General features: G+C 37.4%; 27 protein-coding genes and 3 tRNA genes. 15 read left to right on the top strand and 15 right to left on the bottom strand.

Annotated elements, in window-relative coordinates; translation table 11 throughout:
- The first annotated feature begins 26 nt into the window (after positions 1-26).
- Entirely contained in the window at positions 27-857 is an 831-nt protein-coding gene (locus DSM02_RS02840; RefSeq protein ID WP_128764212.1) for an OmpA family protein, read from the top strand.
- Between the two features lie 81 nt (positions 858-938).
- Here DSM02_RS02840 and DSM02_RS02835 read toward each other — a convergent pair whose 3' ends face one another.
- The 10 genes from DSM02_RS02835 to tgt form a co-directional block, all read right to left on the bottom strand.
- Positions 939-1,556: an L-threonylcarbamoyladenylate synthase gene (locus DSM02_RS02835; protein WP_128764211.1), complete on the bottom strand. Its 618-nt coding sequence runs from the start codon at positions 1,554-1,556 to the stop codon at positions 939-941.
- Positions 1,557-1,559: 3 nt separating this feature from the next.
- Positions 1,560-1,769 (bottom strand): hypervirulence associated TUDOR domain-containing protein, encoded by a 210-nt coding sequence (locus DSM02_RS02830; protein WP_128764210.1) that lies wholly within the window; start codon positions 1,767-1,769, stop codon positions 1,560-1,562.
- Between the two features lie 94 nt (positions 1,770-1,863).
- The gene (locus tag DSM02_RS02825; RefSeq protein WP_128764209.1) at positions 1,864-2,400 is read right to left on the bottom strand and encodes a DUF922 domain-containing protein; all 537 of its coding nucleotides are present in this window, start codon (positions 2,398-2,400) and stop codon (positions 1,864-1,866) included.
- Complete coding sequence (locus DSM02_RS02820) at positions 2,400-3,650, bottom strand: asparagine synthetase B (protein ID WP_128764338.1); 1,251 nt, start codon at positions 3,648-3,650, stop codon at positions 2,400-2,402. Before DSM02_RS02820 ends, DSM02_RS02825 begins: the two co-directional genes overlap by 1 nt.
- Positions 3,651-3,746: 96 nt before the next feature.
- A complete protein-coding gene (locus DSM02_RS02815) occupies positions 3,747-4,352 on the bottom strand; it encodes a hypothetical protein (protein ID WP_128764208.1) in 606 nt (201 codons plus the stop codon).
- A gap of 124 nt (positions 4,353-4,476) precedes the next feature.
- Complete coding sequence (dnaB, locus tag DSM02_RS02810; RefSeq protein WP_128764207.1) at positions 4,477-6,039, bottom strand: replicative DNA helicase; 1,563 nt, start codon at positions 6,037-6,039, stop codon at positions 4,477-4,479.
- A gap of 169 nt (positions 6,040-6,208) precedes the next feature.
- A complete protein-coding gene (locus DSM02_RS02805) occupies positions 6,209-7,162 on the bottom strand; it encodes an acetyl-CoA carboxylase carboxyltransferase subunit alpha (RefSeq protein ID WP_128760253.1) in 954 nt (317 codons plus the stop codon).
- Between the two features lie 94 nt (positions 7,163-7,256).
- Positions 7,257-8,174, bottom strand: a complete 918-nt coding sequence (locus DSM02_RS02800; RefSeq protein ID WP_128764206.1) for a DMT family transporter — start codon at positions 8,172-8,174, stop codon at positions 7,257-7,259.
- Positions 8,161-9,237, bottom strand: a complete 1,077-nt coding sequence (locus DSM02_RS02795) for an LptF/LptG family permease (RefSeq protein WP_128764205.1) — start codon at positions 9,235-9,237, stop codon at positions 8,161-8,163. The genes DSM02_RS02800 and DSM02_RS02795 overlap by 14 nt, the downstream gene beginning before the upstream one ends.
- Positions 9,238-10,368, bottom strand: coding sequence for a tRNA guanosine(34) transglycosylase Tgt (gene tgt, locus DSM02_RS02790; protein WP_128764204.1), 1,131 nt, complete (start codon positions 10,366-10,368; stop codon positions 9,238-9,240).
- 197 nt (positions 10,369-10,565) lie between these two features.
- Between tgt and DSM02_RS02785 the strand changes: the two genes are divergently transcribed.
- The 3 genes from DSM02_RS02785 to DSM02_RS02775 all read left to right on the top strand — a co-directional run bounded on the left by DSM02_RS02785 (position 10,566) and on the right by DSM02_RS02775 (position 13,145).
- Positions 10,566-11,411 carry a transketolase gene (locus DSM02_RS02785; protein WP_128764203.1) on the top strand — a complete coding sequence of 282 codons (846 nt, stop codon included), beginning with the start codon at positions 10,566-10,568 and terminating at the stop codon, positions 11,409-11,411.
- Between the two features lie 83 nt (positions 11,412-11,494).
- Positions 11,495-12,448, top strand: coding sequence for a transketolase family protein (locus DSM02_RS02780; RefSeq protein ID WP_128764202.1), 954 nt, complete (start codon positions 11,495-11,497; stop codon positions 12,446-12,448).
- 112 nt (positions 12,449-12,560) lie between these two features.
- Positions 12,561-13,145 carry an outer membrane beta-barrel protein gene (locus tag DSM02_RS02775; protein ID WP_128764201.1) on the top strand — a complete coding sequence of 195 codons (585 nt, stop codon included), beginning with the start codon at positions 12,561-12,563 and terminating at the stop codon, positions 13,143-13,145.
- A 76-nt stretch (positions 13,146-13,221) separates the two neighbouring features.
- On the opposite strand, the gene DSM02_RS02770 is transcribed toward DSM02_RS02775, so the two are convergent.
- Positions 13,222-14,199 carry an FKBP-type peptidyl-prolyl cis-trans isomerase gene (locus DSM02_RS02770; RefSeq protein WP_164918214.1) on the bottom strand — a complete coding sequence of 326 codons (978 nt, stop codon included), beginning with the start codon at positions 14,197-14,199 and terminating at the stop codon, positions 13,222-13,224.
- Between the two features lie 49 nt (positions 14,200-14,248).
- Here DSM02_RS02770 and DSM02_RS02765 point away from each other — a divergent pair, with 49 nt between their 5' ends.
- Genes DSM02_RS02765 through DSM02_RS02755 form a run of 3 tightly spaced genes read left to right on the top strand, consistent with a single transcriptional unit; the run spans position 14,249 to position 15,724 of the window.
- Entirely contained in the window at positions 14,249-14,632 is a 384-nt protein-coding gene (locus DSM02_RS02765; protein WP_128764199.1) for an RNA-binding S4 domain-containing protein, read from the top strand.
- Positions 14,622-15,224 (top strand): methyltransferase domain-containing protein, encoded by a 603-nt coding sequence (locus tag DSM02_RS02760; RefSeq protein ID WP_128764198.1) that lies wholly within the window; start codon positions 14,622-14,624, stop codon positions 15,222-15,224. Before DSM02_RS02765 ends, DSM02_RS02760 begins: the two co-directional genes overlap by 11 nt.
- Positions 15,221-15,724 carry a phosphoribosyltransferase family protein gene (locus DSM02_RS02755; RefSeq protein WP_128764197.1) on the top strand — a complete coding sequence of 168 codons (504 nt, stop codon included), beginning with the start codon at positions 15,221-15,223 and terminating at the stop codon, positions 15,722-15,724. Before DSM02_RS02760 ends, DSM02_RS02755 begins: the two co-directional genes overlap by 4 nt.
- Here the strand turns inward: DSM02_RS02755 and DSM02_RS02750 are convergent.
- Positions 15,716-16,234, bottom strand: coding sequence for a shikimate kinase (locus tag DSM02_RS02750; RefSeq protein WP_128764196.1), 519 nt, complete (start codon positions 16,232-16,234; stop codon positions 15,716-15,718). The two genes, DSM02_RS02755 and DSM02_RS02750, sit on opposite strands and share 9 nt — an antisense overlap.
- A gap of 121 nt (positions 16,235-16,355) precedes the next feature.
- Between DSM02_RS02750 and DSM02_RS02745 the strand changes: the two genes are divergently transcribed.
- From DSM02_RS02745 to DSM02_RS02735, 3 genes are all read left to right on the top strand, one after another.
- Positions 16,356-16,428: transfer RNA gene (locus DSM02_RS02745), tRNA-Lys, on the top strand.
- 70 nt (positions 16,429-16,498) lie between these two features.
- Positions 16,499-16,571: transfer RNA gene (locus DSM02_RS02740), tRNA-Lys, on the top strand.
- 58 nt (positions 16,572-16,629) lie between these two features.
- Positions 16,630-16,712: transfer RNA gene (locus DSM02_RS02735), tRNA-Leu, on the top strand.
- A gap of 354 nt (positions 16,713-17,066) precedes the next feature.
- Here the strand turns inward: DSM02_RS02735 and DSM02_RS02730 are convergent.
- Positions 17,067-18,497, bottom strand: coding sequence for a carbon starvation CstA family protein (locus tag DSM02_RS02730; protein WP_128764195.1), 1,431 nt, complete (start codon positions 18,495-18,497; stop codon positions 17,067-17,069).
- Between the two features lie 502 nt (positions 18,498-18,999).
- Between DSM02_RS02730 and DSM02_RS02725 the strand changes: the two genes are divergently transcribed.
- A complete protein-coding gene (locus tag DSM02_RS02725) occupies positions 19,000-19,626 on the top strand; it encodes a porin family protein (RefSeq protein WP_128764194.1) in 627 nt (208 codons plus the stop codon).
- A 137-nt stretch (positions 19,627-19,763) separates the two neighbouring features.
- On the opposite strand, the gene DSM02_RS02720 is transcribed toward DSM02_RS02725, so the two are convergent.
- Positions 19,764-20,411, bottom strand: a complete 648-nt coding sequence (locus DSM02_RS02720) for an SDR family oxidoreductase (protein ID WP_128764193.1) — start codon at positions 20,409-20,411, stop codon at positions 19,764-19,766.
- A gap of 173 nt (positions 20,412-20,584) precedes the next feature.
- On the opposite strand from DSM02_RS02720, the gene trxA reads away from it, so the two are divergent.
- On the top strand, positions 20,585-20,881 hold the full coding sequence (gene trxA / locus DSM02_RS02715; protein WP_128760226.1) for a thioredoxin: 297 nt from the start codon (positions 20,585-20,587) through the stop codon (positions 20,879-20,881).
- Positions 20,882-20,886: 5 nt separating this feature from the next.
- On the opposite strand, the gene DSM02_RS02710 is transcribed toward trxA, so the two are convergent.
- Positions 20,887-22,005, bottom strand: a complete 1,119-nt coding sequence (locus DSM02_RS02710; protein ID WP_128764192.1) for a DEAD/DEAH box helicase — start codon at positions 22,003-22,005, stop codon at positions 20,887-20,889.
- Positions 22,006-22,217: 212 nt separating this feature from the next.
- On the opposite strand from DSM02_RS02710, the gene DSM02_RS02705 reads away from it, so the two are divergent.
- The 3 genes from DSM02_RS02705 (at position 22,218) to DSM02_RS02695 (ending at position 25,566) form a co-directional block, all read left to right on the top strand.
- On the top strand, positions 22,218-23,078 hold the full coding sequence (locus DSM02_RS02705) for a ChaN family lipoprotein (protein ID WP_128764191.1): 861 nt from the start codon (positions 22,218-22,220) through the stop codon (positions 23,076-23,078).
- Between the two features lie 139 nt (positions 23,079-23,217).
- Positions 23,218-23,892 (top strand): TetR/AcrR family transcriptional regulator, encoded by a 675-nt coding sequence (locus DSM02_RS02700; RefSeq protein ID WP_128760223.1) that lies wholly within the window; start codon positions 23,218-23,220, stop codon positions 23,890-23,892.
- Between the two features lie 6 nt (positions 23,893-23,898).
- Entirely contained in the window at positions 23,899-25,566 is a 1,668-nt protein-coding gene (locus DSM02_RS02695; RefSeq protein ID WP_128764190.1) for a peptidase domain-containing ABC transporter, read from the top strand.
- Positions 25,567-25,569: the final 3 nt, after the last annotated feature.

Genomic DNA, 25,569 nt, shown 5'->3' with positions numbered 1-25,569 from the left:
AAAAATTAAAGATAACAACTATAATTATGAGAAAATTAATGATTGTATCGGCTTCAGCCTTGATACTTCTTTCCTCTTGTGTGTCTCAGAAAAAATATGCGGCATTAGAGGCTAAACAAAAAGAAACCCAGGATATGCTTAATTCAGCAACCGTAAAACTAAATGCTTGTTTAGCACAAAGTGAAACGATGAAGGAGCAGATCACAGATCTTAGAAGTACCAATAACAGCCTTATAAATACGCAAGGAAATCTTACTACACTTTCTGCTAAAGGTGCAGAAAACTTAGAGAAGTCTTTGGAGCAGATGAAAGAGAAAGATCTTCAGATCAAAACTTTCCGTGATGCTATCAACAAAAAAGACTCTGTAACGCTTGCATTGGTTACCAGCCTTAAAGGTGCTATAGGAAACCTTAATGACGATGATATTGAAATCAATGTTGAAAAAGGAGTGGTTTATGTATCTATATCAGACAAGTTATTATTTAACAGTGGTCGTTGGGATGTAACTAACCGTGCTAAAGAAGTTTTAGGTAAAGTTGCTACTGTTGTAAAAAACAAGCCTGAAATCGAGTTTATGGTTGAGGGTCATACAGACAGCAAGCCTATTAGTACTTCAGTAATTGAAGATAACTGGGATTTAAGTGTTAAGCGTGCAACTTCAGTAGTACGTATTTTGCAAGAAGAATTTGGTGTACCACCAGAGCGTATGGTAGCAGCAGGTAGAAGTTACTACGTTCCTTTAGCTAGCAATGATACTGCAGAAGGTCGTGCTCGCAACCGTAGAACACGTATCGTAGTTCTTCCTAAGTTAGACCAGTTCTACAAAATGATTGAAGACGGAATGCCTAAAAACTAATTAGATTTAGTTTTAAAATATTAAAAACCCGGTCTTGCGACCGGGTTTTTTTATGTATTCGGTTTTTCTACAATTAACTGCTTAAATTGTCAAATCACCTTTTCCCTCTCTAATCAACACTGCTTCCCCACTAGTTAAATCAATAACTGTGGAAGGAATATTACCTCCATACCCACCATCAATCACAACATCTACAAGCTTATCCCACTTCTCTAAAATAAGTTCGGGATCTGTAGTGTATTCTATCACATCATCCTCGTCATAAATCGAAGTTGAAATAATAGGATTCCCCAGATGTCTCACAATTGCCCGCGCAATATTATTATCAGGCACACGAATACCTACGGTTTTCTTCTTTTTAAACACTGTGGGTAAGTTATTATTGCCTTGTAGTATAAAAGTATAAGGACCGGGTAAGGCACGTTTCAACAGCTTAAAAGTAGGCGTATCAATCTGGCGGGTGTAATCAGATAAATTACTAAGATCTTCACATACAAATGAAAAGTTGGCTTTTGCCAATTTGATCCCCCGTAATTGAGCTACCCGTTCTAAAGCCCTGTTGCTGGTAATGTCGCAACCCAAACCGTAAACTGTATCAGTAGGATAAATAATTATCCCATCATTTTTCAAAACCTCTACAATGCGTTTTATATCTCGCTCGTTAGGGTTCTCATCATATAATTTTATAAACTCTGCCATTGGCTATGCCTTTTCAACTTCGCTTTCTAATTTGAGAATTTCAGACCCATCTTCTTGCTCAATAACAAGTGCTTTGTTCCCTTCTTCTCCTTTACGGGTAATTTTGCTACCGGCTATCATACGGGTAATTTCTTTAGAAAAACTTTCTTTAACCTTTCCGGTTGCAATACCGTTTCCCCATTTCCATTTTACTTCGCTTCCTTCTCGTATCATGTTTTTTTCTTAAAGTTAATCGACAGATACTTTTTAAAACGAATTTCTAACAGAAGATTAACGCGAAGATTAGACTAAAACGAAATATAAGACGTTAGTGCGCCCATCGTCCGTATATGTGCAACAGATTTCGCACTTTACGTTCCCATTTTGCTTCGGCTTCTATATTTTGAGAGTGTTCCGTTTCGATATCAAACCGAGTTTGCATTGCTCTACGGGAGCGTTCTATAGGTTTATAAATTGCATCTACTTCTTTCTGGGAATTCTTCGAAAATTTAAATTCAGCGATCGCTTTACGCAATATCCGGGCGTAAACTTCAGAAATATCAAAGTGAGTCTGCTCGTGGGCTAGCGTATGCTCATCAATCAGGTTAGGCTTATACCAAGAAAGTTTTGGATAGAAATTAGCTTGAATGATCGATTTCTCTTTTACTAAATAGCCTTTACTTATTGTGTATCTGTGACTAATTCCGGTGTTTACAGTAGCGGCATAGCTGGTTGAACGGTCTGGTCTTCCTTTAAAATCTGACCATTGCAGCATCTTATTTTCCTGCCAAGGGAAACGATAAGATTTTTTCTGAACACCTAATAAAAGTGCAGCGCAAATCAACAAAGACAAAACGCGGATCATCAGGTTTTTTGCTTTTTCTTTTTAGCTGCCGGAAACAAAATATTGTTTAAAATAAGACGATATCCCGGACTGGTAGGATGCAGTTTCAACTCTGTTTTGGGATCCCCCACTAAATGTTGATAATCTTCGGGATCGTGACCACCGTAAAAGGTAAAGAAACCTTTGCCTTTTACACCGTGAATATAACGTGCCTCGCCATTTGATTTATTTTCACCTAAAACCAGAACAGTAGGTTTTAAAACTTCAGAATTATAGGCAGTAGTTTGCCCCATAAAGCCTTTAACCAGCGCAGTATGATTTTGACACAACATGGTAGGAACAGGGTCCCACTTAGCAGAAAAGCTTTTTAAGCTGAAATAATCTGCATCGTTATTAACTCTTCTAAACGGCGTGGTATCTATATTTGAAAACTCATACCGTTCCGGGTTTTTCTCAAGGTCAAAATCTCTAAAAGCAAACGTACTGTTAAAATCTATTTTTGTCTGATAATTTGCCTCAGAAGCGTCACCGTCAAACATAGGCTCACAAATATCTACCCCTGCTGCAGACAGTGCGATATCAAAGCTGTCTGTGGCACTGCACATCGCAAACATAAAACCGCCTCCAATGACATAATCACTTATTTTAGTTGCAACCGCAAGCTTCTCTTGTGAGACTTTATCATAACCCAAAGCTGTTGCCAAAGCTTCAGCGTCTTTCTTTTCCTGAATATACCAGGGTGCGGCACGATAACGCCCGTAAAATTTACCATACTGACCTGTAAAATCCTCATGATGCAAATGCAGCCAGTCGTATAAAACCAATTCATCTGCCAACACTTCCCGGTCGTAGATTTTTTCATAAGGAATTTCTGCATACTCTAGTACCATCGTCACTGCATCATCCCACGGCACCGATCCATCTGGAGTATATACTGCTATTTTAGGTGCTTTCTCGAGTACGACCGCTTCCATATTTTGCGACGGACTCTCAATCTCTTTTAATATACTTTCGGTTTTAGCGTCGCTTAGAACTTCAAAAGAAACACCCCGTATCTGGCATTCTTTGCGTAGCGCTTCAGTATCTGGCAAAAGGAATGAACCCCCGCGGTAATTGAGTAACCACTTCACTTTTTCTTGCTTAGCAAGCGTCCAGTAGGTTATTCCGTACGCTTTTAGATGTTCCTTTTGACTTTCAGCATCCATAGGTATTAAAACATAGGAAGCAAATGCTGAAGTGTTAACAAAACACAAGAAGGCTATTAGTATAATTTTTGAAAAATAAGTGTCGCTTTTTAGTCTCAAGAGTTATTTTTTTATCCTGTTCAATTTACAACGATTCAAAGATTATGCCTAGTATATTTTTAGCTATTCGGATTTTGGTCTTAGTACACCTATCATATGATTAATACTCAAACCAAAATAGGTTATATCTTTATTGTAAATGAATTTAGGAGATAGGCTTAGTCCATAATAACGTGTTGCAAACTCTATTCGCGGAGATAACACTAAGCTTATATTATTATACTTTCTGTATTCAAATGTATAATTCTCAGTTAGGAATGCATCATCTACAGGATTGAAGTTAAATGCATCTTCAATTTTTGTAAATGCGAGGCCGCACATAACATTTAAACGAATACTTTTTGTTTCATTTAAATTAAACACCCTTCCAACCTGAAGCTGAAAAACATCGCTTTTCTCATAGGGTTGCGCTAAATTCAACAAAAGTAAATTTGCTAACCCTGAAGAATAATCGTCAGGTTTATTTCGAGAAGATCTAAGGTTTTGTTCCCAACCTAGCTCAAATGAGTATTTATTGTTGTAAACATAATCCGCAGTAAAAGAAGCACCAAGATGTGAACCTACAAAGGCACCTAATGTTCCATAAATCCAATTTTTTTCTGCAAACTGAGCTTTTGCTATATGAGTTATTAGACTGATTGAAAATATTATAAGAATCTTGCTCTTCATAAATCAACATTTATAACAAGATGAAATTAATAAAAAAAGGTTGCTTTAATTTCTAAATTAGATACCATAAAAAAAAGGAAGCTTTATCAGCTTCCTTTTTTATTCAAAATATTTTTTAGTTCAATTAAAACGGAACCTCATCTTCTCCGCTTCTGTCAAAACCACCATCATTCATAGAGCTTCCAAATGCCTGATCTGGCGTTGGGAATGTATCTGGTGTAAACGTATCATCATGAGCTGCTGCGTTTTGATTCATCGCAGATTCAAATTGATACGGTGTATTAAAGTCATCCAGGTTGTCAAACTTACCTAAGTGTCCTAAGAACTTCAATCGTATATTTTCTAGACCACCGTTACGGTGTTTTGCAATAATAAATTCTGCCTGACCGTCTGTGGGGCTACGCTCTTCATCATCCCACTCGTCAATTTTATAATATTCAGGACGGTAGATAAACGACACAATATCTGCATCCTGCTCAATCGCTCCAGATTCACGAAGGTCAGAAAGCAACGGTCTTTTACTACCCCCACGCGTTTCAACCGCTCGCGATAACTGAGAAAGTGCAATCACCGGCACCATCAACTCTTTTGCAAGCGCCTTGAGGTTACGCGAGATCATCGAGATCTCTTGTTCCCGGTTTCCTCCTTTTTGGCTGCCTCCTGCGGTCATTAACTGCAGGTAGTCAATAATAATCATTTTGATGCCGTGTTGAGAAGCCAGTCGGCGGGCTTTTGCACGTAAGTCAAAGATGGAAAGTGATGGAGTATCATCAATAAACAAAGGTGCTTTTTCAAGCCCTTTTACTTTTACATTGAGTTGTTCCCACTCATGCTTTTCTAATTTACCGGTACGTAATTTTTCTGAAGAAAGTCCGGTTTCTGAAGATATCAAACGGGTTATCAACTGTACCGAAGCCATCTCCAAAGAGAAGAAAGCCACCGGAATACCTTGCCCAACAGCGATATTACGCGCCATAGAAAGTGTAAGAGCTGTTTTACCCATACCCGGACGAGCCGCAACAATAATCAAGTCACTGGCCTGCCACCCGGAAGTTAATTTATCAAGACGGTCAAACCCGGAAGGAATACCTGAAAGACCTTCTTTATTAGAAATCTCTTCAATTTTCTTTTTAGCCTGAATTACCAAACTCTGTGCAGTTTCAGAACTTCTTTTAATATTTCCTTGAGTAACCTCATAAAGTTTACTCTCAGCATTATCTAACAGGTCGAATACATCTGTTGTCTCGTCATAAGCTTCCTCGATGATTTCGTTAGAAATCTTAATCAAACTACGCTGAATGTATTTCTGAAGTATGATACGCGCATGATACTCAATATGTGCAGAAGACGACACTTTTTGAGTCAATTGTATAAGGTAATAGTCTCCACCAGCTTGGTCGAGTTTAGCCATTTGCTTCAATTGCTCAGAAACAGTTAATAAGTCAATTGGCTCGCCATTTTCAAATAACGCACGTACAGCATCATAAATATGTTGATGCGCTTCTTTGTAAAATACTTCAGGGCTAAGAATATCTATAATTTCATCTACGCCTTTCTTATCAATCATCATAGCTCCCAGGACAACTTGCTCTAAATCAACAGCTTGAGGTGGCAACTTACCACGTTCCAAAGAGATCACATCTTTGTTGGGTTTAATATAATTAGGTTTAGTTTTCAGATTTTCCATTAGAGCGAATGTAAAAAATTTGTTAAGGCAGAATCAACTTTTCCACGTAGCCATTGTTCACCATAAGTTAACAATTAGCTTGTTGATAACTAAATAATCTTGTTAACAACCATAAAAAAATCCGAAGCACAAAACTCCGGAATTTAGTCGCAAGTGATGTTTAAGTGTATTAGCCTTTAAACACACCCATATTAGAATATTTATCCATACGTTTTTCAACCAAATCTTTTGGTGATAAGTTTTTAAACTCATTATACGCTTTCAAAATCTCTTCTTTTATTGTAGAGAAGGTCGCTTCGCGGTCGCTATGTGCACCTCCTAAAGGTTCTTTTACGATCTCATCAATGATCTTCTGCTTTTTCATATCTTTTGCAGTAAGTTTTAAAGCTTCTGCTGCCTGTTCTTTGAACTCCCAGCTCCTCCATAAGATAGAAGAACAAGATTCTGGCGAAATCACAGAATACCAAGTGTTTTCTAACATCAGTACCTTATCACCAACACCTATACCTAAAGCTCCACCACTGGCTCCTTCGCCAATGATCACAACAGTAATAGGCACTTTAAGACGCGTCATTTCTAGAATATTACGAGCAATAGCTTCCCCCTGACCACGTTCTTCTGCTTCAAGCCCGGGATATGCTCCTGGAGTATCAATAAAACAAACTACAGGAATACCGAATTTCTCTGCACTTTTCATCAAACGTAATGCTTTGCGATAGCCTTCTGGGTTTGCCATACCAAAATTGCGGTATTGACGGGTCTTAGTATTATAACCTTTTTGCTGACCAATAAGCATAAAACTTTGATCACCTATTTTCCCCAAACCACCTATCATCGCTTTGTCATCTTTAACATTGCGGTCTCCATGAAGCTCAAGAAAGGTATCGCCGCACAAAGCTTTGATATAATCTAAAGTATAGGGACGGTTAGGATGACGCGAGAGTTGAACTCGCTGCCAAGGCGTTAAGTTCTTATAAATCTCTTTCTTAGTCTCTTTAAGTTTTTTCTCAATCTGCTTACAAGTATTGGTGACATCTACATCACTCTCTTCACCAATAAGTGAGCATTTCTGGAGCTGTTCTTCTAGCTCTTTAATAGGTTGTTCAAATTCTAAATATTCCATTATAGGGGAAATTTTTAGTTAGCTGACAAATATAAAGGTTTTAAAAAGCTTCTCCCAAACCCTTATCGGTTTTTAAACCGGTCAATAAAAAAATTTATTCTATGGTCTTTACAGCACTCAATACCCTGCTTGTCTTTCTTTTACGTACGTTTTTTAAAATCCCATTAAGAATTACCGTGCATAAAATCAAGATAGCTCCTAGATAAAAACCTGTATTCATCTGCTCAGCATCGCCTAAAATTAGAAATGCAAGGATGATTCCGTAAACGGGTTCCATGTTTGTGGTTAGCATTATGGTGTATGGTGTGAGGTGCTTCATCACTTTTACCGAAGCAAAAAATGCATAGGCAGTACAAACTGTGGCCAGAATAATTAAATACAACCAATCTAGCTGTTCCAGCTGAAAAAATTCTGCATCAAACCGTGCTGTGAACGCAAGGAATACAGTTATAAATAGCGCTCCTGTAAACAGCTCATAAAATGAAATTACAACAGGATTGTGTTTCTGTGCATATTTACCGTTGATCAGTGTAAATACAGCCGAAAGCAAAGCTGAGATAAGCGCAACGATAATACCTTCAGTATACCGAGTCTCTACCTCAAAGATTAAATACAATCCGCAAATTACCAGCAAACCAAAAATAATCTCATACCAGATTACTTTCCGTTTATAAAAAACAGGCTCCAGAATACTGGTAAAAAATGCACCGGTACTCATCATTGCTAACGTAATAGAAACATTTGAAATTTTTACCGCTCCAAAAAATGTTAGCCAATGCAGTGCAATTATGATTCCTGCAGCTGTTAGTCCCAATTGGGTTTTTCGATTAGCTTTTAGCGAAATGCCTTTAAATTTTATATATACAAACAAAACTGCCGAAGCAATAAGCATACGATACCAGACGAGTTCTGTGGCACCTATACTTATAAGCGCTCCTAAAACAGCTGTAAAACCCCATATAAAAACTATGAAGTGTAGATGCAGGTAACTCTTGAGATTATCGTTTCGCACGGTTGAGTAAGTAAATGGCTAAGATTCCAAATAATACATTAGGAAGCCATACAGCTACCATAGGCGAAAAGTCTGATTGTTCTGAAATTGTACCAAAGACTTTATCAAAAAAGATAAAAATAAATGCGAGTGAGATACCTAGCGCCAAGTTGATTCCCATTCCGCCGCGGCGTTTCATTGAAGAAACAGCCACTGCAATAATAGTTAAGATATAGGCGCTTACCGGTAAACTGAAGCGTTTGTAAAGTGTTACTTCATATCTATTAATCGCTGAGGATCCCCTCGCCTTTTCTTTAGCAATAAATTCTCGCAATCGTGGAGTGGTAAGTGTTTCAGCAATATATTCTAACGGTGTTAAATCTTCTAAATCAAAAGAAAACAAGGTGTCTAGTTTAGATTCAGATATAAGAATATCCCCCTCTTTACCTATAATGCGTTTCTTATATCCATTGAGTCGGTAAAGAGTATCTTCAGGTCTGTATACAATACTGCGTGCCTGAATCTTATATTTTAGGGTATTATCCTCAAAGTGCTCTAATGTAAAATTTTGTCCCATTTTACTAGAAGGTGTAAACCTGCTTACATAGATATAGTCATTATCATTTATCTGGCGGTATACATTTCGGGTTTCTCGAGCTGCTTTTCCATTCTTCAGGTATTCATAAGTAAATTCGTTGAAACCTCTGCTGGCATTAGGTGCTAAATAGGTTCCTAAAATATAAGCTCCCACACAAACAATAGAAGCTCCTATTACATAAGGTCTTAAAAAACGGTAGAAAGAAACGCCACTACTCAAAAAAGCAATAACCTCTGTATTGTTTGCCAACTTTGAAGTAAACCAGATCACCGATAAAAACAGAAATAACGGAAAAAGAAGATTGGCAAAATAGATCGTAAAATTCAGGTAGTAAATAGCCACCTCCAGAAAAGGCACCTCGTTAGCTAGCATTTTATCTATCTTCTCTGCAAGGTTTACGGTTATCCCAATAGGAATAAACAGTACGAGCATGGTAATAAAAGTACCTAGATAACGCTTGAGAATGTACCAATCAAGAATTTTCATCTAGAGTCTTTTATCCATTTGTTTTACCATTTTTTCTTTCCATGTATAAAAATCACCGGCAATAATATGTTTACGTGCTTCACGCACTAACCACATATAAAAGCCTAGATTATGCAAGGTCCCTATCTGACGGCCCAAGGCTTCGCTTACAGTAAATAAGTGACGTACATATGCTTTAGAATATGCCGCATCAACCCAAGTCGTGCCGTCTGGATCTAACGGGGAAAAGTCGTCTTCCCATTTCTTATTTTTAATATTTATGGTTCCGTGCTGGGTAAACAAAGTTCCATTACGACCATTACGTGTAGGCATTACACAATCAAACATATCTACACCTAACGCAATATTCTCTAATATATTGATAGGAGTTCCCACCCCCATTAAATAACGCGGTTTATCTTCCGGAAGGATTTCGGTAACAATCTCTGTCATGGCATACATTTCTTCAGCGGGCTCACCTACTGAAAGTCCACCAATAGCGTTACCTACCGCTCCTGAATTCGCTATGTATTCTGCAGATTGTTTTCTAAGGTCTTTGTAAGTACTTCCTTGAACTATCGGGAAAAATGCCTGATCATACCCGTACTTCACTGGTGTTTTCTCAAGATGACTAATACATCTGTCTAACCAGCGATGCGTCATATGCATCGATCTTTTTGCGTAATTATAGTCACAAGGATAAGGTGTACATTCATCAAATGCCATAATGATATCTGCACCTATAGTCCGCTGAATTTCCATCACCCGCTCTGGCGTAAACATATGAAACGAGCCATCTATATGTGATTTAAACTTTACCCCTTCCTCTTTGATTTTTCGATTTGCAGATAAAGAATAAACCTGGTACCCTCCACTATCAGTAAGAATGTTTCGATCCCAATTCATAAACTTATGCAACCCTCCAGCCTTTTCCAGGATTTCAGTTTGTGGTCTCAGATACAAATGATAGGTATTTCCTAAGATAATATCTGGATTTATATCTTGTTCTAGCTCCCGCTGATGAACCCCTTTTACAGTGGCAACTGTACCCACTGGCATAAAAATGGGGGTGTCAATGGTTCCGTGATCTGTAATGATTGCTCCAGCACGCGCCTTACTGGCAGCGTCTTTTGTAACAAGATTAAATCGCATAGTATAATTTAGAGCGGCAAAGATAAAACTATTTAAGAGATAGTGTCTGGCACAAAACGATCATAATAAATGCATTTTTTACACTTAAAACTCAAAACTTCTTAAATTTCCTTAAAACCTTAGTAATATATGGGTTATTGATTGTAATACCTGCCTAAAATGGGTATTTTTGAATTTCAAATTTTAACTTAATCAAAATGCCAAACACAAAACAATTAGAAGATTTTGTCTCTCAGGTAAGAAGAGACATCGTAAGGCAAGTGCACGGAGTAAGTTCTGGCCACCCAGGAGGTTCTTTAGGGTGTGCTGAATTCTTTGTAGCCTTATACCAAGAAGTAATGAAACGTAAAGAAGGTTTTGATATGGACGGAAAAGACGAAGATTTATTCTTCTTGTCTAACGGTCACATTTCTCCAGTTTTTTACAGCGTTTTGGCTCGTTCTGGCTATTTTCCTGTTGAAGAATTAAAAACATTTAGAAAAATAGATTCTCGCCTTCAAGGCCACCCTACTACTCACGAAGGCCTACCAGGTATTCGTATTGCTTCGGGATCTTTAGGTCAGGGAATGAGTGTTGCACTTGGTGCTGCTCAAGCAAAAACATTAAATGGTGATGATAACCTTGTATATTCTCTCCACGGAGATGGTGAATTACAAGAAGGTCAAAACTGGGAAGCTATTCTTTATGCTGCCGGTAATAAGATTGATAACCTAATTTCTACAATAGACCTTAATGGTCAACAGATTGATGGTAGTACAGACGACGTTCTTAATATGGGTAGCGTACGCGCTAAGTTTGAAGCTTTTGGCTGGGATGTTTTAGATATCGAAAAAGGTAATGACATTGAAGCGATTGTAGCTGGTCTAAATGAAGCTAAATCCCGTACCGGAAAAGGTAAGCCGGTTTGCATCTTGTTACATACCATTATGGGACACGGTGTAGACTTTATGATGGACGGTCACGCTTGGCACGGTAAAGCTCCTAATGATGAGCAATTAGAAAAAGCTCTAGCTCAAAATCCAGAGACTTTAGGCGACTATTAATTGGGCGTATCTTTAAAACAATCTATTAATTTAAAAACCACCCCTATTTGTTTTAGTCTTTAGATTAAAATGGGGTCAGAAATATGAAAAAATTCACAAATTCAGGAAATATAGATACACGTTCTGGTTTTGGAGCAGGTATGGACGAACTGGGAGAAACTCATGAAAATGTAGTTGCCTTATGTGCCGACCTTACCGGTTCTTTAAAACTGAACGATTTTGCAAAAAATCACCCGGAGCGCTTTTTTCAAACCGGTATTGCAGAAGCTAATATGATAGGTATGGCTGCTGGTATGACTATAGGAGGCAAAGTACCCTACGCTACTTCTTTTGCAAACTTTGCTACTGGTCGTGTTTACGATCAAATACGTCAGAGTGTTGCTTATTCAAACAAAAATGTAAAGATCTGTGCATCTCACGCAGGTTTAACATTAGGAGAAGATGGTGCAACGCACCAGATCTTAGAAGATCTAGGTTTGATGAAAATGTTACCGGGAATGACAGTGATCAATCCTTGTGACTTCAATCAGACAAAAGCTGCTACAAAAGCTATCGCAGATCATGAAGGACCTGTTTACCTGCGTTTTGGCAGACCTAGCGTTCCTAATTTTACCGAAGCTGACGGGAAATTTGAGATAGGAAAAGCATTACACCTTGTTGAAGGTTCTGATGTAACTATTCTTGCTACCGGTCACTTAGTATGGCATGCGTTAGAAGCTGCTGAAGAATTAGAAGAAAAAGGCATCAGCGCCGAAGTAATTAATATACACACCATCAAGCCACTTGATGACGAGGCAATTCTCAATTCTATCAAGAAAACACGTTGCGTTGTGACTTGTGAGGAGCACAATTATTTAGGTGGGCTAGGTGAGAGTGTTTCTGGTCTTTTAGCTAAAAATGATCCTGTTTACCAAGAGTTTGTTGCTACCAATGACACTTTTGGTGAAAGTGGTACACCCGCTCAATTAATGGAAAAATACGGTCTAAATACTAAATCTATAGTAAAGGCCGTTAATAAAGTGCTAGCTAAGAAGTAAGCACTTTTAGATATATTCCTAAAAATGCTTGCTTTTATCAACCAAAATTAAGCAGTCTTTAGCTGGGCATTTTTAATTATAACTGCTCAATTTGAGCACAACTTAACTTGATATGAAAAAAGTATTTTTAGGAATTTTATTTTTAGTCGTGTCTTATGCGCACGCACAATCAGACCCGGGCTTTGGTATAAAAGCCGGTCTTAACTACGGAGGAACTGGAGATATTTCAGACTCTGCAGAAAACGCTTACCAAGATCCCAGTAGTGATATTGGTTACCACGTTGGAGTTTTTGGTCGTACCGGTGAAAAACTCTATTTCCGACCAGAACTTGTTTATACAAAATTAAACTCTACTTACGAGGATGATAATTTTAGTATGCAAAAGCTAGACATGCCACTACTAGTAGGTTTAGAAGTAATAGGTCCACTTAATGTTTTTGCAGGTCCTGCATTTCAATACATTTTAGATACTGAATATGACGGTATCACTTTAGGGGATGTAAAAAATGATTTTACGGTAGGTTTAAATATCGGTGCTGGTTTAGCATTAGGTAAAATAGGTATCGATTTACGCTATGAACGTGGCTTTGGAGATAACGAGGCTGAGTTCTTAGACAACAACGGTATCATTACAAGCGGTGACCGCATAGACACAAGACCAGATCAATTGATCTTAAGTTTTTCACTAAACCTATAGAGCCTCTTTAATACATAATAAAAATCCCGCTATTCAATTTGAATAGCGGGATTTTTATTATGTATTTATTTTGAATCTAGCTAATATCTGGATCCAGATAATCCGGAACTCCATCATTGTCGCTATCAGGAAATGGCAATATTAGGTTTCCATCTTCATCTAAATTAATTTCTTCCCGGGTGGGGGTCCCATCACCGTCATCATCGGTATCCAAATAATCAGGAACTCGATCTCCATCTGTATCATCTCCCAAATCATTCACATAATTATTACCATTAATATCTTCTAGGTAGGATGGTATTCCGTCTCTATCGTGATCAGTCTCTTTAAATGCGATCAGTTCTATTTTAAAAATAAGATTTTCGTAAGGAGCAATAGTACCAGATCTAGAGTTGTAATAAGCTAAACCTGTTGGAATAAAAATAGCACCTATCCCATAATCATTACTATATGTGGTAGAACCATCAGCACCAATACCAACCTCAGTAGCTACGCCAAATTCCGGTAAAGCATTAGCAAAACCATCTAAATAATTAGGAGTTTGCGTGTACAGTTCTGCAGCAGGTGCTGCAGAAGCAAGGTCTTCCCAAACAGGAGTCACTGAAAAATCAAACTTATTTTTATAAGGCACATTCCCTTCGTAGTTGACTAAGGTAGAATCTGCAAAATGAGGTTTTACACCCTCACCTTCTCTGGCTACAAGCACATAAAGTTTATGATCAACACCGCCTCGCTTTATAGTTTTTACGATAACTTGCTCCATTAAAGATGTCTTGTCTGAATTAGCCCCACTTATGGTATCAAACCTAATTTTATAATCAAAATCTTGAGCTTCAGTTTCAAACTCCTCATAGTTATAAAAGTGAGTACTTAAAAAAGCTTCAAAAATCTCTTGACTCTCTAATGCAACCTCACCAAAATCACGAGGAGGTTCAACTGTTGGACCTCCGTCATCATCTTTTTTACAAGAGACAATAATTAAAAGGCCCAGAGCAGCCACTAATACATTCCTTACCATATTCATCATATTGCTTTTAGGTCGCGCAAGATACAATTTTACGCTATTTTTGTATTGTTAAAAACGAGCTTTAAAGCAATAGATTATGCGTGTTGATAAATATTTGTGGTGTATACGGTACTTTAAAACCCGTTCTATCGCTACAAATGCCTGTAAAAAAGGACAGGTAAAAATAAATGATGTTGCAGTAAAACCCTCAAGAGAAGTTTTTCCTTCAGATACCATACAGGTAAGAAAAAACCAGATCAACTATGTTATTGAGGTTTTAGCCCACCCCTCCAGCCGAGTTGGCGCTAAACTGGTAGGTTTGTATTGTGTAGATAAAACACCTGCAGAAAATCTTGAAAAATTAGATCTGTTAAAATACTCTAAGGATTATTACCGTAAAAAAGGTACCGGAAGGCCTACTAAAAAAGACCGCCGCGACCTAGACGATTTTCACGAAAACGACGACTTTTTTGAAGACTGATTTAAATAAGGAATATTGGGAAAACAGATATCTAAATCAGGAAACCGGTTGGAATATTGGTAATATATCAACGCCTTTAAAAACTTATGTTGATCAACTTGCTAATAAAAGTCTGAAGATTTTAATTCCGGGTGCTGGTTTTGGTCACGAGGCTCAGTATCTAATTAAAAATGGTTTTCAAAATGTAACGGTGATTGATCTTTCTAGGCCTGCTTTAAACCAACTTCAAGAGTCTTTACCTCAAGTTTCATCTTCTCATTTCATAGAGGGAAATTTCTTTGACCATACAGGGTGTTATGACCTGATTCTTGAACAAACCTTTTTCTGTGCTCTTCAGCCAGAACTGAGAACAGACTACGCTAAAAAGTGTTCTGATATATTAAAGCCTAACGGAAAACTAGCAGGGGTGCTTTTTGATTTCCCATTAACAGAAAACGGTCCTCCGTTTGGAGGAAGCTTTATGGAGTATCAAAAACTTTTTTCTGAATACTTCGGCATAAAAACTTTAGAACGGTGTTATAATTCTATAAAACCGCGAGATGGCAAAGAACTCTTTTTTATCTTTGAAAAATTAACAACAACGACCCGATGAAAACTGCTGTGCAGACCATACTCAATCATGAGGATATTCAAAATAAAATACGCCGTATTGCGTATCAAATTTACGAGAGTAATGTAGACGAGCAGGAAATCATTCTTGCCGGTATTACTCTAAACGGCTATGTGATCGCAGAGCGCCTTAAAGCGATTCTAGAAGAGGTATCCGACCTCAACTGTACACTTTGTAAAGTGACTATGAATAAAATGGCCCCACAAGGTACTGTTGAGACTTCATTAGAATCAAAAGACTATCAGGATAAATCCCTTGTATTGATTGATGATGTTTTGAATTCGGGAACCACACTCATTTATGGAGTTAAACATTTTCTTGACGTTCCGCTAAAAAAGTTCAAAACTGCAGTACTGGTCAACAGAAACCATAAAAAATATCCCGTTAAAGCAGATTTTAAAGGAATTTCTCTTAGCACTTCTTTACAAGAACGCGTTAAGGTGCGCTTTAAGCCGGGTAATGATTCTGCGGTACTAGAATAGTTTTTCGTCGAGTTCACTTATCAATTGGGCTATTGTGTGTCCCTCAACTCTAATTTTTATAGCTGCCTGATTGTAGTAAAAACTGCGCTCAAATAAATGCTTACGTACAAACTCTTCTAACTTCTCTGGTGTATCCTGATGTTTTAACACAGGCCTGTGATCGCGTTGTGACCACAAACGATTAGTTAATTCTTCAACTTTTACATTTATATATACTGAAGTTCCTTCAGCGGCTTTTATACGCTGCATAGCATCACCATAGCAAGGTGTACCACCACCAAGACTTATAATTGTATTATCAAAGCCATCTAAAAGCTCTTGTAGATAATAAGCTTCTTGCTTTCTAAAGTAGATTTCTCCTCTTTCTTTGAATAGGTCAGCTATACGTTTTCCTTCTTTTTCTTCAAGGTATTCATCAAAATCGATGAAATTCATATTCTTTTCTCGGGCTAAAATCTTCCCTAAAGTAGATTTTCCCGATCCCATATAGCCAATTAAATATATTTTCATTATTAAATTTACTGATTTTCAGAAGCCTATAACTGCCTCTTTATTTTTATTCAAATTTATCATAAAAAGTCTTGTGTAGATAAAAAAAATGGATGTATATTTGCACCCGCATTTAAGGAAAGACTTGGTAGCTCAGTTGGCAGAGCATCTCCCTTTTAAGGAGAGGGTCCTGGGTTCGAGCCCCAGCCAAGTCACAAAATACAAACCAGATCTCAACGTCTGGTTTTATTTTTTAAGATTGTTTTGAATTGAACTAAGATTACCGACTTGGTAGCTCAGTTGGCAGAGCATCTCCCTTTTAAGGAGAGGGTCCTGGGTTCGAGCCCCAGCCAAGTCACAAATCAAAACCAAAGCAACAGTTGGTTTTAATTTTAATGTATTTTTAAATTAAATAAACCCGGATGCTGAAATTGGTAGACAGGCACGGTTGAGGGCCGTGTGTACTTCGTACGTGTGGGTTCAAGTCCCATTCCGGGTACTCTAACCTTAGATATCTTACTGATTTCTAGGGTTTTTTGTTTTACACTAGTTAAGAAGGACTGCCTAAAAAACAACGCTGCCTCTACTATAAATTAGTAGACCTACTTATCCTTAGCTAGAAGCTGTAGCTACAGATCTTAATTGTTTCCTGTATTACGTTTTTTATTTCGTAGCTAGAACACTAACGTAATTTTCACCCTAGGCTAATACAGATTCAGTATTAGCAAATTCCTGTTTTGATAGCTTATTGGCTATACGTAGATATTCATAAAATCTAGATTTTGATACTCCACCTAAGGGCCATCTCCACTTAAAATAAAAGCCTATTCTCCTATAAAGCTGTAGCCGGTTTCTATTTTGAATTGAAATTCATAGCTTTTTTTAGGCCTGACCCAAAAAGAATGAGTAGTGCACAACTAGCCGAAAAGCCAATACCAATCCATTTACTCAATGTCAACCCCAGGCCAAATCCTAAGTCACTATCATAAAAAATATAGGAACCCACCACACTGGTAATAAAAACTGCCGGTACCAGCGCAATCCAATAATAATTTCCCTTCTGATACAAATAAGCGGTACCAGTCCAGAGTGCTATTGCCGCAGTAACCTGATTCGCCCAAGAAAAATAACGCCATAACATCTCAAAATCTACAATGGTAAGTAAGAGAAAAGAAACTGCAAAAATGGGTATGGCAATCACGAATCTATTTTTAATTTTTTTCTGTGGCAGATTAATATATTCAGCGATAATCATTCGCGCTGCTCTAAATGAAGTATCTCCAGAAGTTATAGGCAATACGATAATACCAATCACAGCAACAGTTCCTCCCACAGAACCCAATATAATAGTTGCCAAACGGTTTACCACCAGACCGGGTCCTCCTACTTCTAGAAGTTGGGCCATTTCCTGCTGATCTGTTATCGTCATGGCGGCAGCAGCCCAAACCATAGCAATAATCCCTTCGGCGATCATCATTCCATAAAATACGTAACGCCCGTCTTTCTCATTATTAAGGGTTCTGGAAATTATAGGGGTTTGGGTCGCATGAAATCCCGAAAGCGCCCCGCAGGATATGGTTAGAAAAATTACCGGATAAAAGGGAATAGCATCGGGGTGCAGGTTTTCAAAATTAATTTCTGGTATAGGGTTACTGCTAAAAAATATCCCGATCCCAATAGCTAATGCACTAAATAAAAGCATAGCTCCCAAAAAAGGATATATACGACCTATAATTTTATCAATAGGTAATATCGTGGCCACGGTATAATACAGGAAAATCACCCCGGTAATAATCAGCAGGGTTTGCTGACTACCACCTAGCAATTCACTAATCATTTCTGATGGTGCCACTACAAATACGGTTCCTACCAGTAGCAACAGTATTAATGCAAACAGGTTTACCAGGTGACTAAAGGGTTTGCCGATATATTTTGCAGCAAGCGCAGGAAGTTGTAAACCCTTGTTCCGTACCGATATCATTCCGGTAAGGTAATCGTGTACCCCACCCGCAAAAATACATCCCAATACAATCCATAAAAAAGCTGCAGGTCCATAAAGAGCTCCAAGTATGGGTCCAAAAATAGGACCTACACCCGCAATATTCAACAATTGTATAAAGGCATTTTTTTGCTTTTTTAAGGGTATAAAATCTACTCCATCGTTTTCGGTATGAGATGGTGTATTTTCCTCGATGTCCCGTACTCCAAATACTTTTTCGACAAATTTCCCATAGGTAAAATATCCCAGAATTAATAAAAGAATAGAAGCGATAAACGTGAACATAAATGGAGTAATCTTTAGCGGATAAAATAATCTAAATTTAGTTTCTTGCCAAGACAAGTCATTTAAAATTATGGGGGGAATCTCGTTAATTTAAATTAATAGTCCTCCTGTTCTAAGCAGTCTACGGTCTATAAAACGGATAGCCAATACGGGTTTCGGGCTTAATCGTAAGCTTTGCGTATTCTAGAGTACGTAAGCCCTAATAATTGAATTGCCTTCTTTTGTCAATCGTTCCTATTTGCTTGACTTATAATCACATTTTATCCAAAGTACAAAAAAGTTAAAAATTTAACACTCTTCTTTTTGTTGATTTATAGTCTGTTATAAAACTTTAGTACTACCAAACAGTCAAAAGTTATATTTATTACGGAAAACCATAAAATCCTACCTCTAAACTTTAGTATTTTAGCTCCCGATTGCTAAAAATCATTTAACCAATTTTTAATTCCCGGGATAACAAACAATTAATTATGCCTGGAAATCACATCTTAACACTTTTTGAATGAATAAATTTTTACTTTTTATTTCCCTAACCTTTTTAGGACTTTACACCATAAACGCGCAACGCCAAGGAGATTTTCAAATGGGTTTACATGCAGGTCTTAACCTGGCTAATGTATCTACAGCAGATGGGCAGAGCAATACAAGTTCACGTATTTCATTTAACGTAGCTGCAACCGGAGAATACTACTTCTCCGAAAGCTGGGGAATTAAAGCTAAATTGATCTACGATAATAAAGGCTGGAGTGACGCTTTTATCGAAGACGAAAATTTCAATAGAATTACCACAGATTTCCGATTAAATTATGTCACCTTACCGCTACTGGCAAGCTGGCATTTTGGGTCACGTAAAAATTGGTATTTACACTTTGGTCCCTATGCAGGCTTTCTAGTGAGCGCTACAGATTCTGAACTGAATATGGACATTAAAGAGGTGTTTAGCTCTACAGACTTTGGTATTTCTCTGGGGGTAGGCTATAAATTTGAAATAAATAGAAGCACCATCTTATTTATTGAATATGACGCTCAGTCTGGTGTTACTGATGTTTTTAATCAAAATGACGTTGGCCAAACCATTCGTAATGGCCGCAGCAGTCTCAACTTTGGGGTTTTATTCTACCTGAACTAGATAATTAGAGATACCTTTTTAAAGTAAACCACCTTGAAGCAATCCTCAAAGCATTCAACCTCGGTTATTATCGAGTAAAACAACAAAACCCTGTAAGGCTCTCGCTATACAGGGTTTTATTTTTTAAAATATTTGCTTTAAAATGCTTTGATCGCATCCTCAATTCGCTCGTCTCCTTCTATCATTTCAAAAACGGCATTTTGAGCAACATCATCATTAAGAACGTGCACTAACGTATATGCCACATCATCTCTTGTAATTTTTCCGGGTTCTACGTCTATTGCTGCTTCAATTTTACGAGTACCGGTTTCGTTTTTTAAAGTTCCTGGACGTACAATGGTGTAAGCCAATCCGCTTTTCTTTAGATAATTATCTGCATTTCTTTTTGCTTCTAGATAATGGCGCAGACTATCACTACTTTCAGGATTGTCCGCATTTATAGAACTAAGCATTACAAATTTTTTCACTCCGGCATTTTTAGCGGCGTCTACAAGGCTTTTTGCACCTTCCTGATCTACAGCTGTGGTTTTATCTGGTCCGGTATTACCGCCAGAACCAGCGGCAAAAATCACTTTATCTATATCTTTAACCACGTGAGATAGATCTTTTTCCAGATCACCCAAAACTGTATCTATATCTTGAATTTTAAATTGCTCTTGCTGTTCCTCTTTTCGCACCATAGCAACAGGATTAAAATATTGAGACTCTTTTAAATAAGAAACAATTTGTTTTCCAGTTGTACCGTTTGCTCCAGCTACCAGTACATTTTCTTTATTCTTTTCCATAGTATTTTTTTTAAGTGTGGTCTGTTAATTTGTTCATTTGCAAGTTACAACGCAGGCGAAGCCCTATACAAAGTATTAACGCCCTTTAACGCGTATAACAAGACATCTTAGCATAGTATTAAGATGTAGTTAAAGCATTTTCCTAATCGATATAATACTTCTAGTTTTGCAGTATGAAAACAAGCTTTGGCAACCTTACAGATTCAGAAATCCCGGTTTTAATAGATTTCTTTGCGACATGGTGTGGTCCATGTCAAACCCTTGCTCCTATTCTTGAGGATGTGAAAAAGGATATGGGCGAAAAAGTAAAAATTATCAAAGTAGATGTAGACAAAAACCAAACCCTCGCTCAAAAATTTCAAGTGCGTGGTGTGCCCACTTTAATGCTTTTTAAAGACGGAAAACAAGTATGGCGTCAGAGCGGAGTACTAACCCGCGCTGACCTAAAAAAGGTTATTGAAAGTTATTAATTGAATTAACGGCTTTTAATTTCTCCAAAACCTATTCCCAAAGCTTTCTCATAATTTCTAAGAATACGCAGTTCTTTTGAAGTTACAAGTGCCAGTGAAAGCCCTTCTTTACCGGCACGTGCAGTTCTACCGCTTCGATGTGTATAGTATTCTTCCTGATCTGGCATCTGGTAATGAATTACAAATGTAAGGTCTTGAACATCCAGACCGCGCGCAGCTATGTCTGTAGCTACTAATAACCGAAGACTTTCATTTTTAAAAGCACGCATCACTTTATCACGCTCTTTCTGCAACATATCCCCTTGTAAAGCTTCCGCAGCAATATTTTTTGCAGCTAACTGTTTTGCTAATTTTGCTGTGGCTGCTTTGGTCTTACAAAAAATAATTCCACGCTCTCCTCCTTTCCTTTTTAGAAAATCAAGCAAAATGGGTAATTTTTCTGTTTCATCGCATTGTAAAAACTTGTGATCGATGTTCTTATTTACAACATCTCTACTTATCTGAATGCGATGCGCATCAGCATTCATATGCTCATTTACAATTTGCTTAATACCATGAGGCATTGTCGCCGAAAACAACCACTTGCTCCCCACACCCCGCACAAATCCTAAAATCTCATCAAGTTGTTGCTTAAATCCCATACTAAGCATTTCATCAGCTTCGTCCAGAACAACGGTTTCCACCTGAGAAAGGTCTATCGCTTTACGATTAAGCAGATCAATAAGCCTCCCAGGAGTTGCCACGATAATATGCGTAGGTCGCGTCAGATTTTTAATCTGAATATCTATTTTCTCTCCACCATACACGGCTTCTGTAAAAATCTTATCAGTGTATTTTGTAAATCGAAACAACTGCTTTGCCACCTGTTGACTCAATTCACGAGTGGGACACAAAATCAACGCCTGAATGCTTTTTTGTTTGGGGTTTACCTGCTCAAGAATAGGCAATCCATACGCAGCAGTTTTTCCCGTACCGGTTTGTGCCTGTCCTACCAAATGCGTTTTACTTTCCAGTAGAAGAGGAATTACTTCAGCTTGTATTGCTGTTGGAGTTACGATGCCTAATTCATTCAATCCTTTGATCAAACCATTACTTAATCCAAGCTCTTTAAAATTCTGTGCCATTGTTTCTATTTAGAGTTGCAAAGATAGGCAACCCAACAGCGATTTAGATTAATTAAAAAATTAAGATTTAAACAGAGATTCAGACAAGATAATTTCAGCTCTCAGTAAAGCTAAAATCTTGCTTCGATTTATGGCCTTTGCGACTAAACTGTATTAAGTTACCCATACTCTCACTTTACATAAAGTTGTATTTTTAGAATTAAAACTGAGCCATGTTCAAACATCTTCTGCTTATCATAACATCTGTATTTCTTCCTGTTTCGATTATCGCTCAGGATAAGCCAGCTTACACCTTGTTTGATGCTTCAGGCAATTCAGTGACATATCAAACGATGCTTGACTCTCTTCAGCATAAAAAAGATGTTATTCTTTTTGGTGAAATACACGACAACCCTATCGCTCATTGGTTAGAGTTAGAGGTTACTAAAGATCTGTTGGAGACTCAAAAACTTACTCTGGGTGCAGAAATGATTGAAGCTGATAACCAAGCTCAAATCAATGCTTATTTAAATGATAACATAGACCTCCAACAATTAGACTCGACAGCCCGACTTTGGATAAATCATAAAACAGATTATCAACCGCTTGTTGATTTTGCTAAAACGGAAAAATTAAAATTTATCGCGACGAATGTTCCGCGACGTTATGCAAGTATGGTTTACAAACAAGGCTTTGAAGCTTTAGACAGTCTTCCTTCTGAAGAAAAACAATGGATTGCCCCTCTACCCATACCATTTGATTCGCAATTACCACGCTATCGCGAGATCCTAAAAATGATGGGGGATCACGGCTCTCCAAATCTCGTAATGGCCCAAGCTTTAAAAGATGCGACAATGGCATATTTTATTCTAAAAAATCGAAAGCCTGATCACGTATTTATTCACTACAACGGTTCCTATCATAGTGATTTTCACGAGGGGATTTTATGGTATTTGCAACAAGCTGAACCTAACCTTAACTACACAACTATTAGCAGCGTTTCCCAAAAAAGATTAGAAAATCTTGAAGAAGAATATTTAAATCAAGCAGATTTTATAATCGTTATTGATGAGGATATGACAACCACCTACTAATTAGCAACTCAATTTCAACCGATTATCATTTATAAATAAAAAACTATATCAAATAACTATAACGATATAGCTTAAAAAAATCGTAAAATTTTAAAAATTGATAGTGTTACTATTACTTTTGCGAATAAATATATTTTTTATGAATGATTTACTTCGAAACCTGAAGATCTCAATTAATGAAAGCATCTATTTAAAAGATCCTGAGTCTTCAGATTTAGGTAAACGTATAGTAGAACACGGGATTCTATTAATCAATGAGTTGGGTTTTGACAATTTTACATTCAAAAAACTGGGTGAACATATACAGTCTAACGAGAGCTCTATTTACCGGTATTTTGAGAATAAGCACAAATTCTTAATATACCTTACTAATTGGTATTGGGGTTGGAAAGAATACCAACTGGCATTTGCGACTATAAATATCAAAGATCCTAAACACAAGCTTAATCAAGCAATAGAAATCCTTACACGTGAAGTAGAAGAAGATCAATCCTTTAATCATATTAATGAGGTAGCATTAAATAAGATTGTGATTAATGAATATTCTAAATCGTATCTCACTAAAGAAGTTGACGACGAGAACAAAGAAGGTTATTTTCTGATTTATAAGAGGCTATCTAATCGTCTCAAAGAAATGATCGCAGATGTAAATGAGGGTTATCCTTACCCGTCGAGTCTTGCAAGTACCATTCTTGCAGGTTCATTACATCAACACTTTTTGAAAGATCATTTTACTTCATTGACAGATTGCGGAGCAAAAACCTCCCCTTCTCAATATTTCATCCACCTGACATCAAACTTATTAAACTCCTAGAATTTTATGGATAATAAATCATTAACGCCCTGGCAACGTTTTATACGTCTGCTGCAGTTAGAAAAACAAGATTTTCTTCAGATTCTTTACTACGCCATTTTTGCCGGTATTGTGAGTTTATCGCTTCCATTAGGAATTCAGGCGATTGTAAACCTAATTCAGGGAGCACAGATTACCACGTCGTGGATTATTCTCGTTATTTTAGTAACATTAGGAGTGGCCTTTGTTGGTGCGCTTCAATTGATGCAGATACGTATCGTTGAAAACATTCAGCAAAAAATATTTACCCGTGCCTCTTTTGAGTTCACCTATCGCTTTCCGAAGATAAAAATGAGCGAACTCAATGATTACTACCCACCAGAATTGGCAAACCGTTTTTTTGATATTCTTACTATTCAAAAAGGATTATATAAACTGGTTCTTGATTTTCCGGCAGCTTTGGTACAAATTGTATTTGGACTGATCTTACTGTCTTTTTACCATCCATTCTTTATTTTTTATGGATTGCTTCTGATCATTTTGATCTATCTGGTTTTTAAATTTACAGGAAATACCGGACTGCAAACCAGTCTTAGCGAATCCAAATACAAATACAAAATCGCACATTGGATTCAGGAAATTGCGCGAACGCTTGTGAGTTTTAAACTTTCGGGTCGCTCCAGTCTTGCCATCAATAAGAATGATGCCCTAGTTAGTGATTATATTGATTCTCGAGAAAGTCACTTTAGAATTTTGCGTATTCAGTTTATGCAAATGATAGGGTTTAAAGTTCTTGTTACCGCCGGTCTTTTATTAATAGGTGGTATTCTGGTACTCAATCAACAGATGAATATTGGTCAGTTTGTCGCTGCAGAAATCATCATTCTACTCATTATAAATTCTGTTGAAAAACTGATTCTGGGACTGGAGAATTTTTATGATTTACTTACTGCATTAGAAAAAGTAGGTCAGGTTGTAGACAAAGAATTAGAGCCTCAAGATCTTGATAAACCCTTTACTGATACAGATAATTTTACTCTTGAACTGAAAGATATCAGCTATGTAGATACAACAGACAATAAAACTATTCTTAAAGACATTTCGCTTACTGTGAACCCAGGAGAGCATCTTCTGATCAATGGTCCTAACGGAAGTGGAAAGAGCACCTTATTAAAGATTATCGCAGGGATCCTTGAACCTACAGCCGGTGAGTTTTACATCAATAACAAATCGTTTAAAGGGATTAACCCGAATCATTACCGTTCTTTATTGGGACAGTCTTTCCCTGAAGAATCACCATTTGAGGGAACCATTTTAGAAAACATTACTTTTGGCGATCCTACAGTACCTGAAAAAGACGTGGATTGGGCGGTTAAAAACATGGGGCTTTCAGAATTTATCAAAGAACAGCCTAAAGGGCTTCACACTGTGATTAAACCTGAAGCGCAGCGATTATCTCGTACTATCGCAGATAAAATCGTTATGGCGCGCAGTATTGTACGCAAGCCCAAAGTCCTGATTTTAAAAGAACCTCTAACTAAATTTTCTGCTGAAGAAAAAGAGCGCATCGTTAATTTCATTTTTGACAAGTCTAACAGTTGGGCCGTAATTGTGGCCAGTAAAGACCGGGCTTGGCAAAATTGCTGCGAACGCACATTATGGTTAGATGGTGGTAAAATTTCAAACTTAAACTAAAAG

Source organism: Leeuwenhoekiella polynyae (genome assembly GCF_004104075.1).
Lineage (GTDB): Bacteria > Bacteroidota > Bacteroidia > Flavobacteriales > Flavobacteriaceae > Leeuwenhoekiella > Leeuwenhoekiella polynyae.
Note: the sequence above shows the minus strand (reverse complement) of the source record. Positions and strands in the feature narration are given on the sequence as shown.

What these genes read in the sequence shown, in the direction of transcription:
- DSM02_RS02815 (WP_128764208.1), bottom strand. Translation starts at nt 4,352, where the DNA reads ATGAAGAGCAAGATTCTTATAATATTTTCAATCAGTCTAATAACTCAT.
- DSM02_RS02700 (WP_128760223.1), top strand. Translation starts at nt 23,218, where the DNA reads ATGAATGATTTACTTCGAAACCTGAAGATCTCAATTAATGAAAGCATC.
- DSM02_RS02705 (WP_128764191.1), top strand. Translation starts at nt 22,218, where the DNA reads ATGTTCAAACATCTTCTGCTTATCATAACATCTGTATTTCTTCCTGTT.
- DSM02_RS02750 (WP_128764196.1), bottom strand. Translation starts at nt 16,234, where the DNA reads ATGAAAATATATTTAATTGGCTATATGGGATCGGGAAAATCTACTTTA.
- DSM02_RS02785 (WP_128764203.1), top strand. Translation starts at nt 10,566, where the DNA reads ATGCCAAACACAAAACAATTAGAAGATTTTGTCTCTCAGGTAAGAAGA.
- DSM02_RS02730 (WP_128764195.1), bottom strand. Translation starts at nt 18,497, where the DNA reads ATGTTCACGTTTATCGCTTCTATTCTTTTATTAATTCTGGGATATTTT.
- DSM02_RS02710 (WP_128764192.1), bottom strand. Translation starts at nt 22,005, where the DNA reads ATGGCACAGAATTTTAAAGAGCTTGGATTAAGTAATGGTTTGATCAAA.
- dnaB (WP_128764207.1), bottom strand. Translation starts at nt 6,039, where the DNA reads ATGGAAAATCTGAAAACTAAACCTAATTATATTAAACCCAACAAAGAT.
- DSM02_RS02720 (WP_128764193.1), bottom strand. Translation starts at nt 20,411, where the DNA reads ATGGAAAAGAATAAAGAAAATGTACTGGTAGCTGGAGCAAACGGTACA.
- DSM02_RS02780 (WP_128764202.1), top strand. Translation starts at nt 11,495, where the DNA reads ATGAAAAAATTCACAAATTCAGGAAATATAGATACACGTTCTGGTTTT.
- DSM02_RS02840 (WP_128764212.1), top strand. Translation starts at nt 27, where the DNA reads ATGAGAAAATTAATGATTGTATCGGCTTCAGCCTTGATACTTCTTTCC.
- DSM02_RS02755 (WP_128764197.1), top strand. Translation starts at nt 15,221, where the DNA reads ATGAAAACTGCTGTGCAGACCATACTCAATCATGAGGATATTCAAAAT.
- DSM02_RS02825 (WP_128764209.1), bottom strand. Translation starts at nt 2,400, where the DNA reads ATGATCCGCGTTTTGTCTTTGTTGATTTGCGCTGCACTTTTATTAGGT.
- DSM02_RS02795 (WP_128764205.1), bottom strand. Translation starts at nt 9,237, where the DNA reads ATGAAAATTCTTGATTGGTACATTCTCAAGCGTTATCTAGGTACTTTT.
- tgt (WP_128764204.1), bottom strand. Translation starts at nt 10,368, where the DNA reads ATGCGATTTAATCTTGTTACAAAAGACGCTGCCAGTAAGGCGCGTGCT.
- DSM02_RS02725 (WP_128764194.1), top strand. Translation starts at nt 19,000, where the DNA reads ATGAATAAATTTTTACTTTTTATTTCCCTAACCTTTTTAGGACTTTAC.
- trxA (WP_128760226.1), top strand. Translation starts at nt 20,585, where the DNA reads ATGAAAACAAGCTTTGGCAACCTTACAGATTCAGAAATCCCGGTTTTA.
- DSM02_RS02830 (WP_128764210.1), bottom strand. Translation starts at nt 1,769, where the DNA reads ATGATACGAGAAGGAAGCGAAGTAAAATGGAAATGGGGAAACGGTATT.
- DSM02_RS02695 (WP_128764190.1), top strand. Translation starts at nt 23,899, where the DNA reads ATGGATAATAAATCATTAACGCCCTGGCAACGTTTTATACGTCTGCTG.
- DSM02_RS02805 (WP_128760253.1), bottom strand. Translation starts at nt 7,162, where the DNA reads ATGGAATATTTAGAATTTGAACAACCTATTAAAGAGCTAGAAGAACAG.
- DSM02_RS02835 (WP_128764211.1), bottom strand. Translation starts at nt 1,556, where the DNA reads ATGGCAGAGTTTATAAAATTATATGATGAGAACCCTAACGAGCGAGAT.
- DSM02_RS02765 (WP_128764199.1), top strand. Translation starts at nt 14,249, where the DNA reads ATGCGTGTTGATAAATATTTGTGGTGTATACGGTACTTTAAAACCCGT.
- DSM02_RS02775 (WP_128764201.1), top strand. Translation starts at nt 12,561, where the DNA reads ATGAAAAAAGTATTTTTAGGAATTTTATTTTTAGTCGTGTCTTATGCG.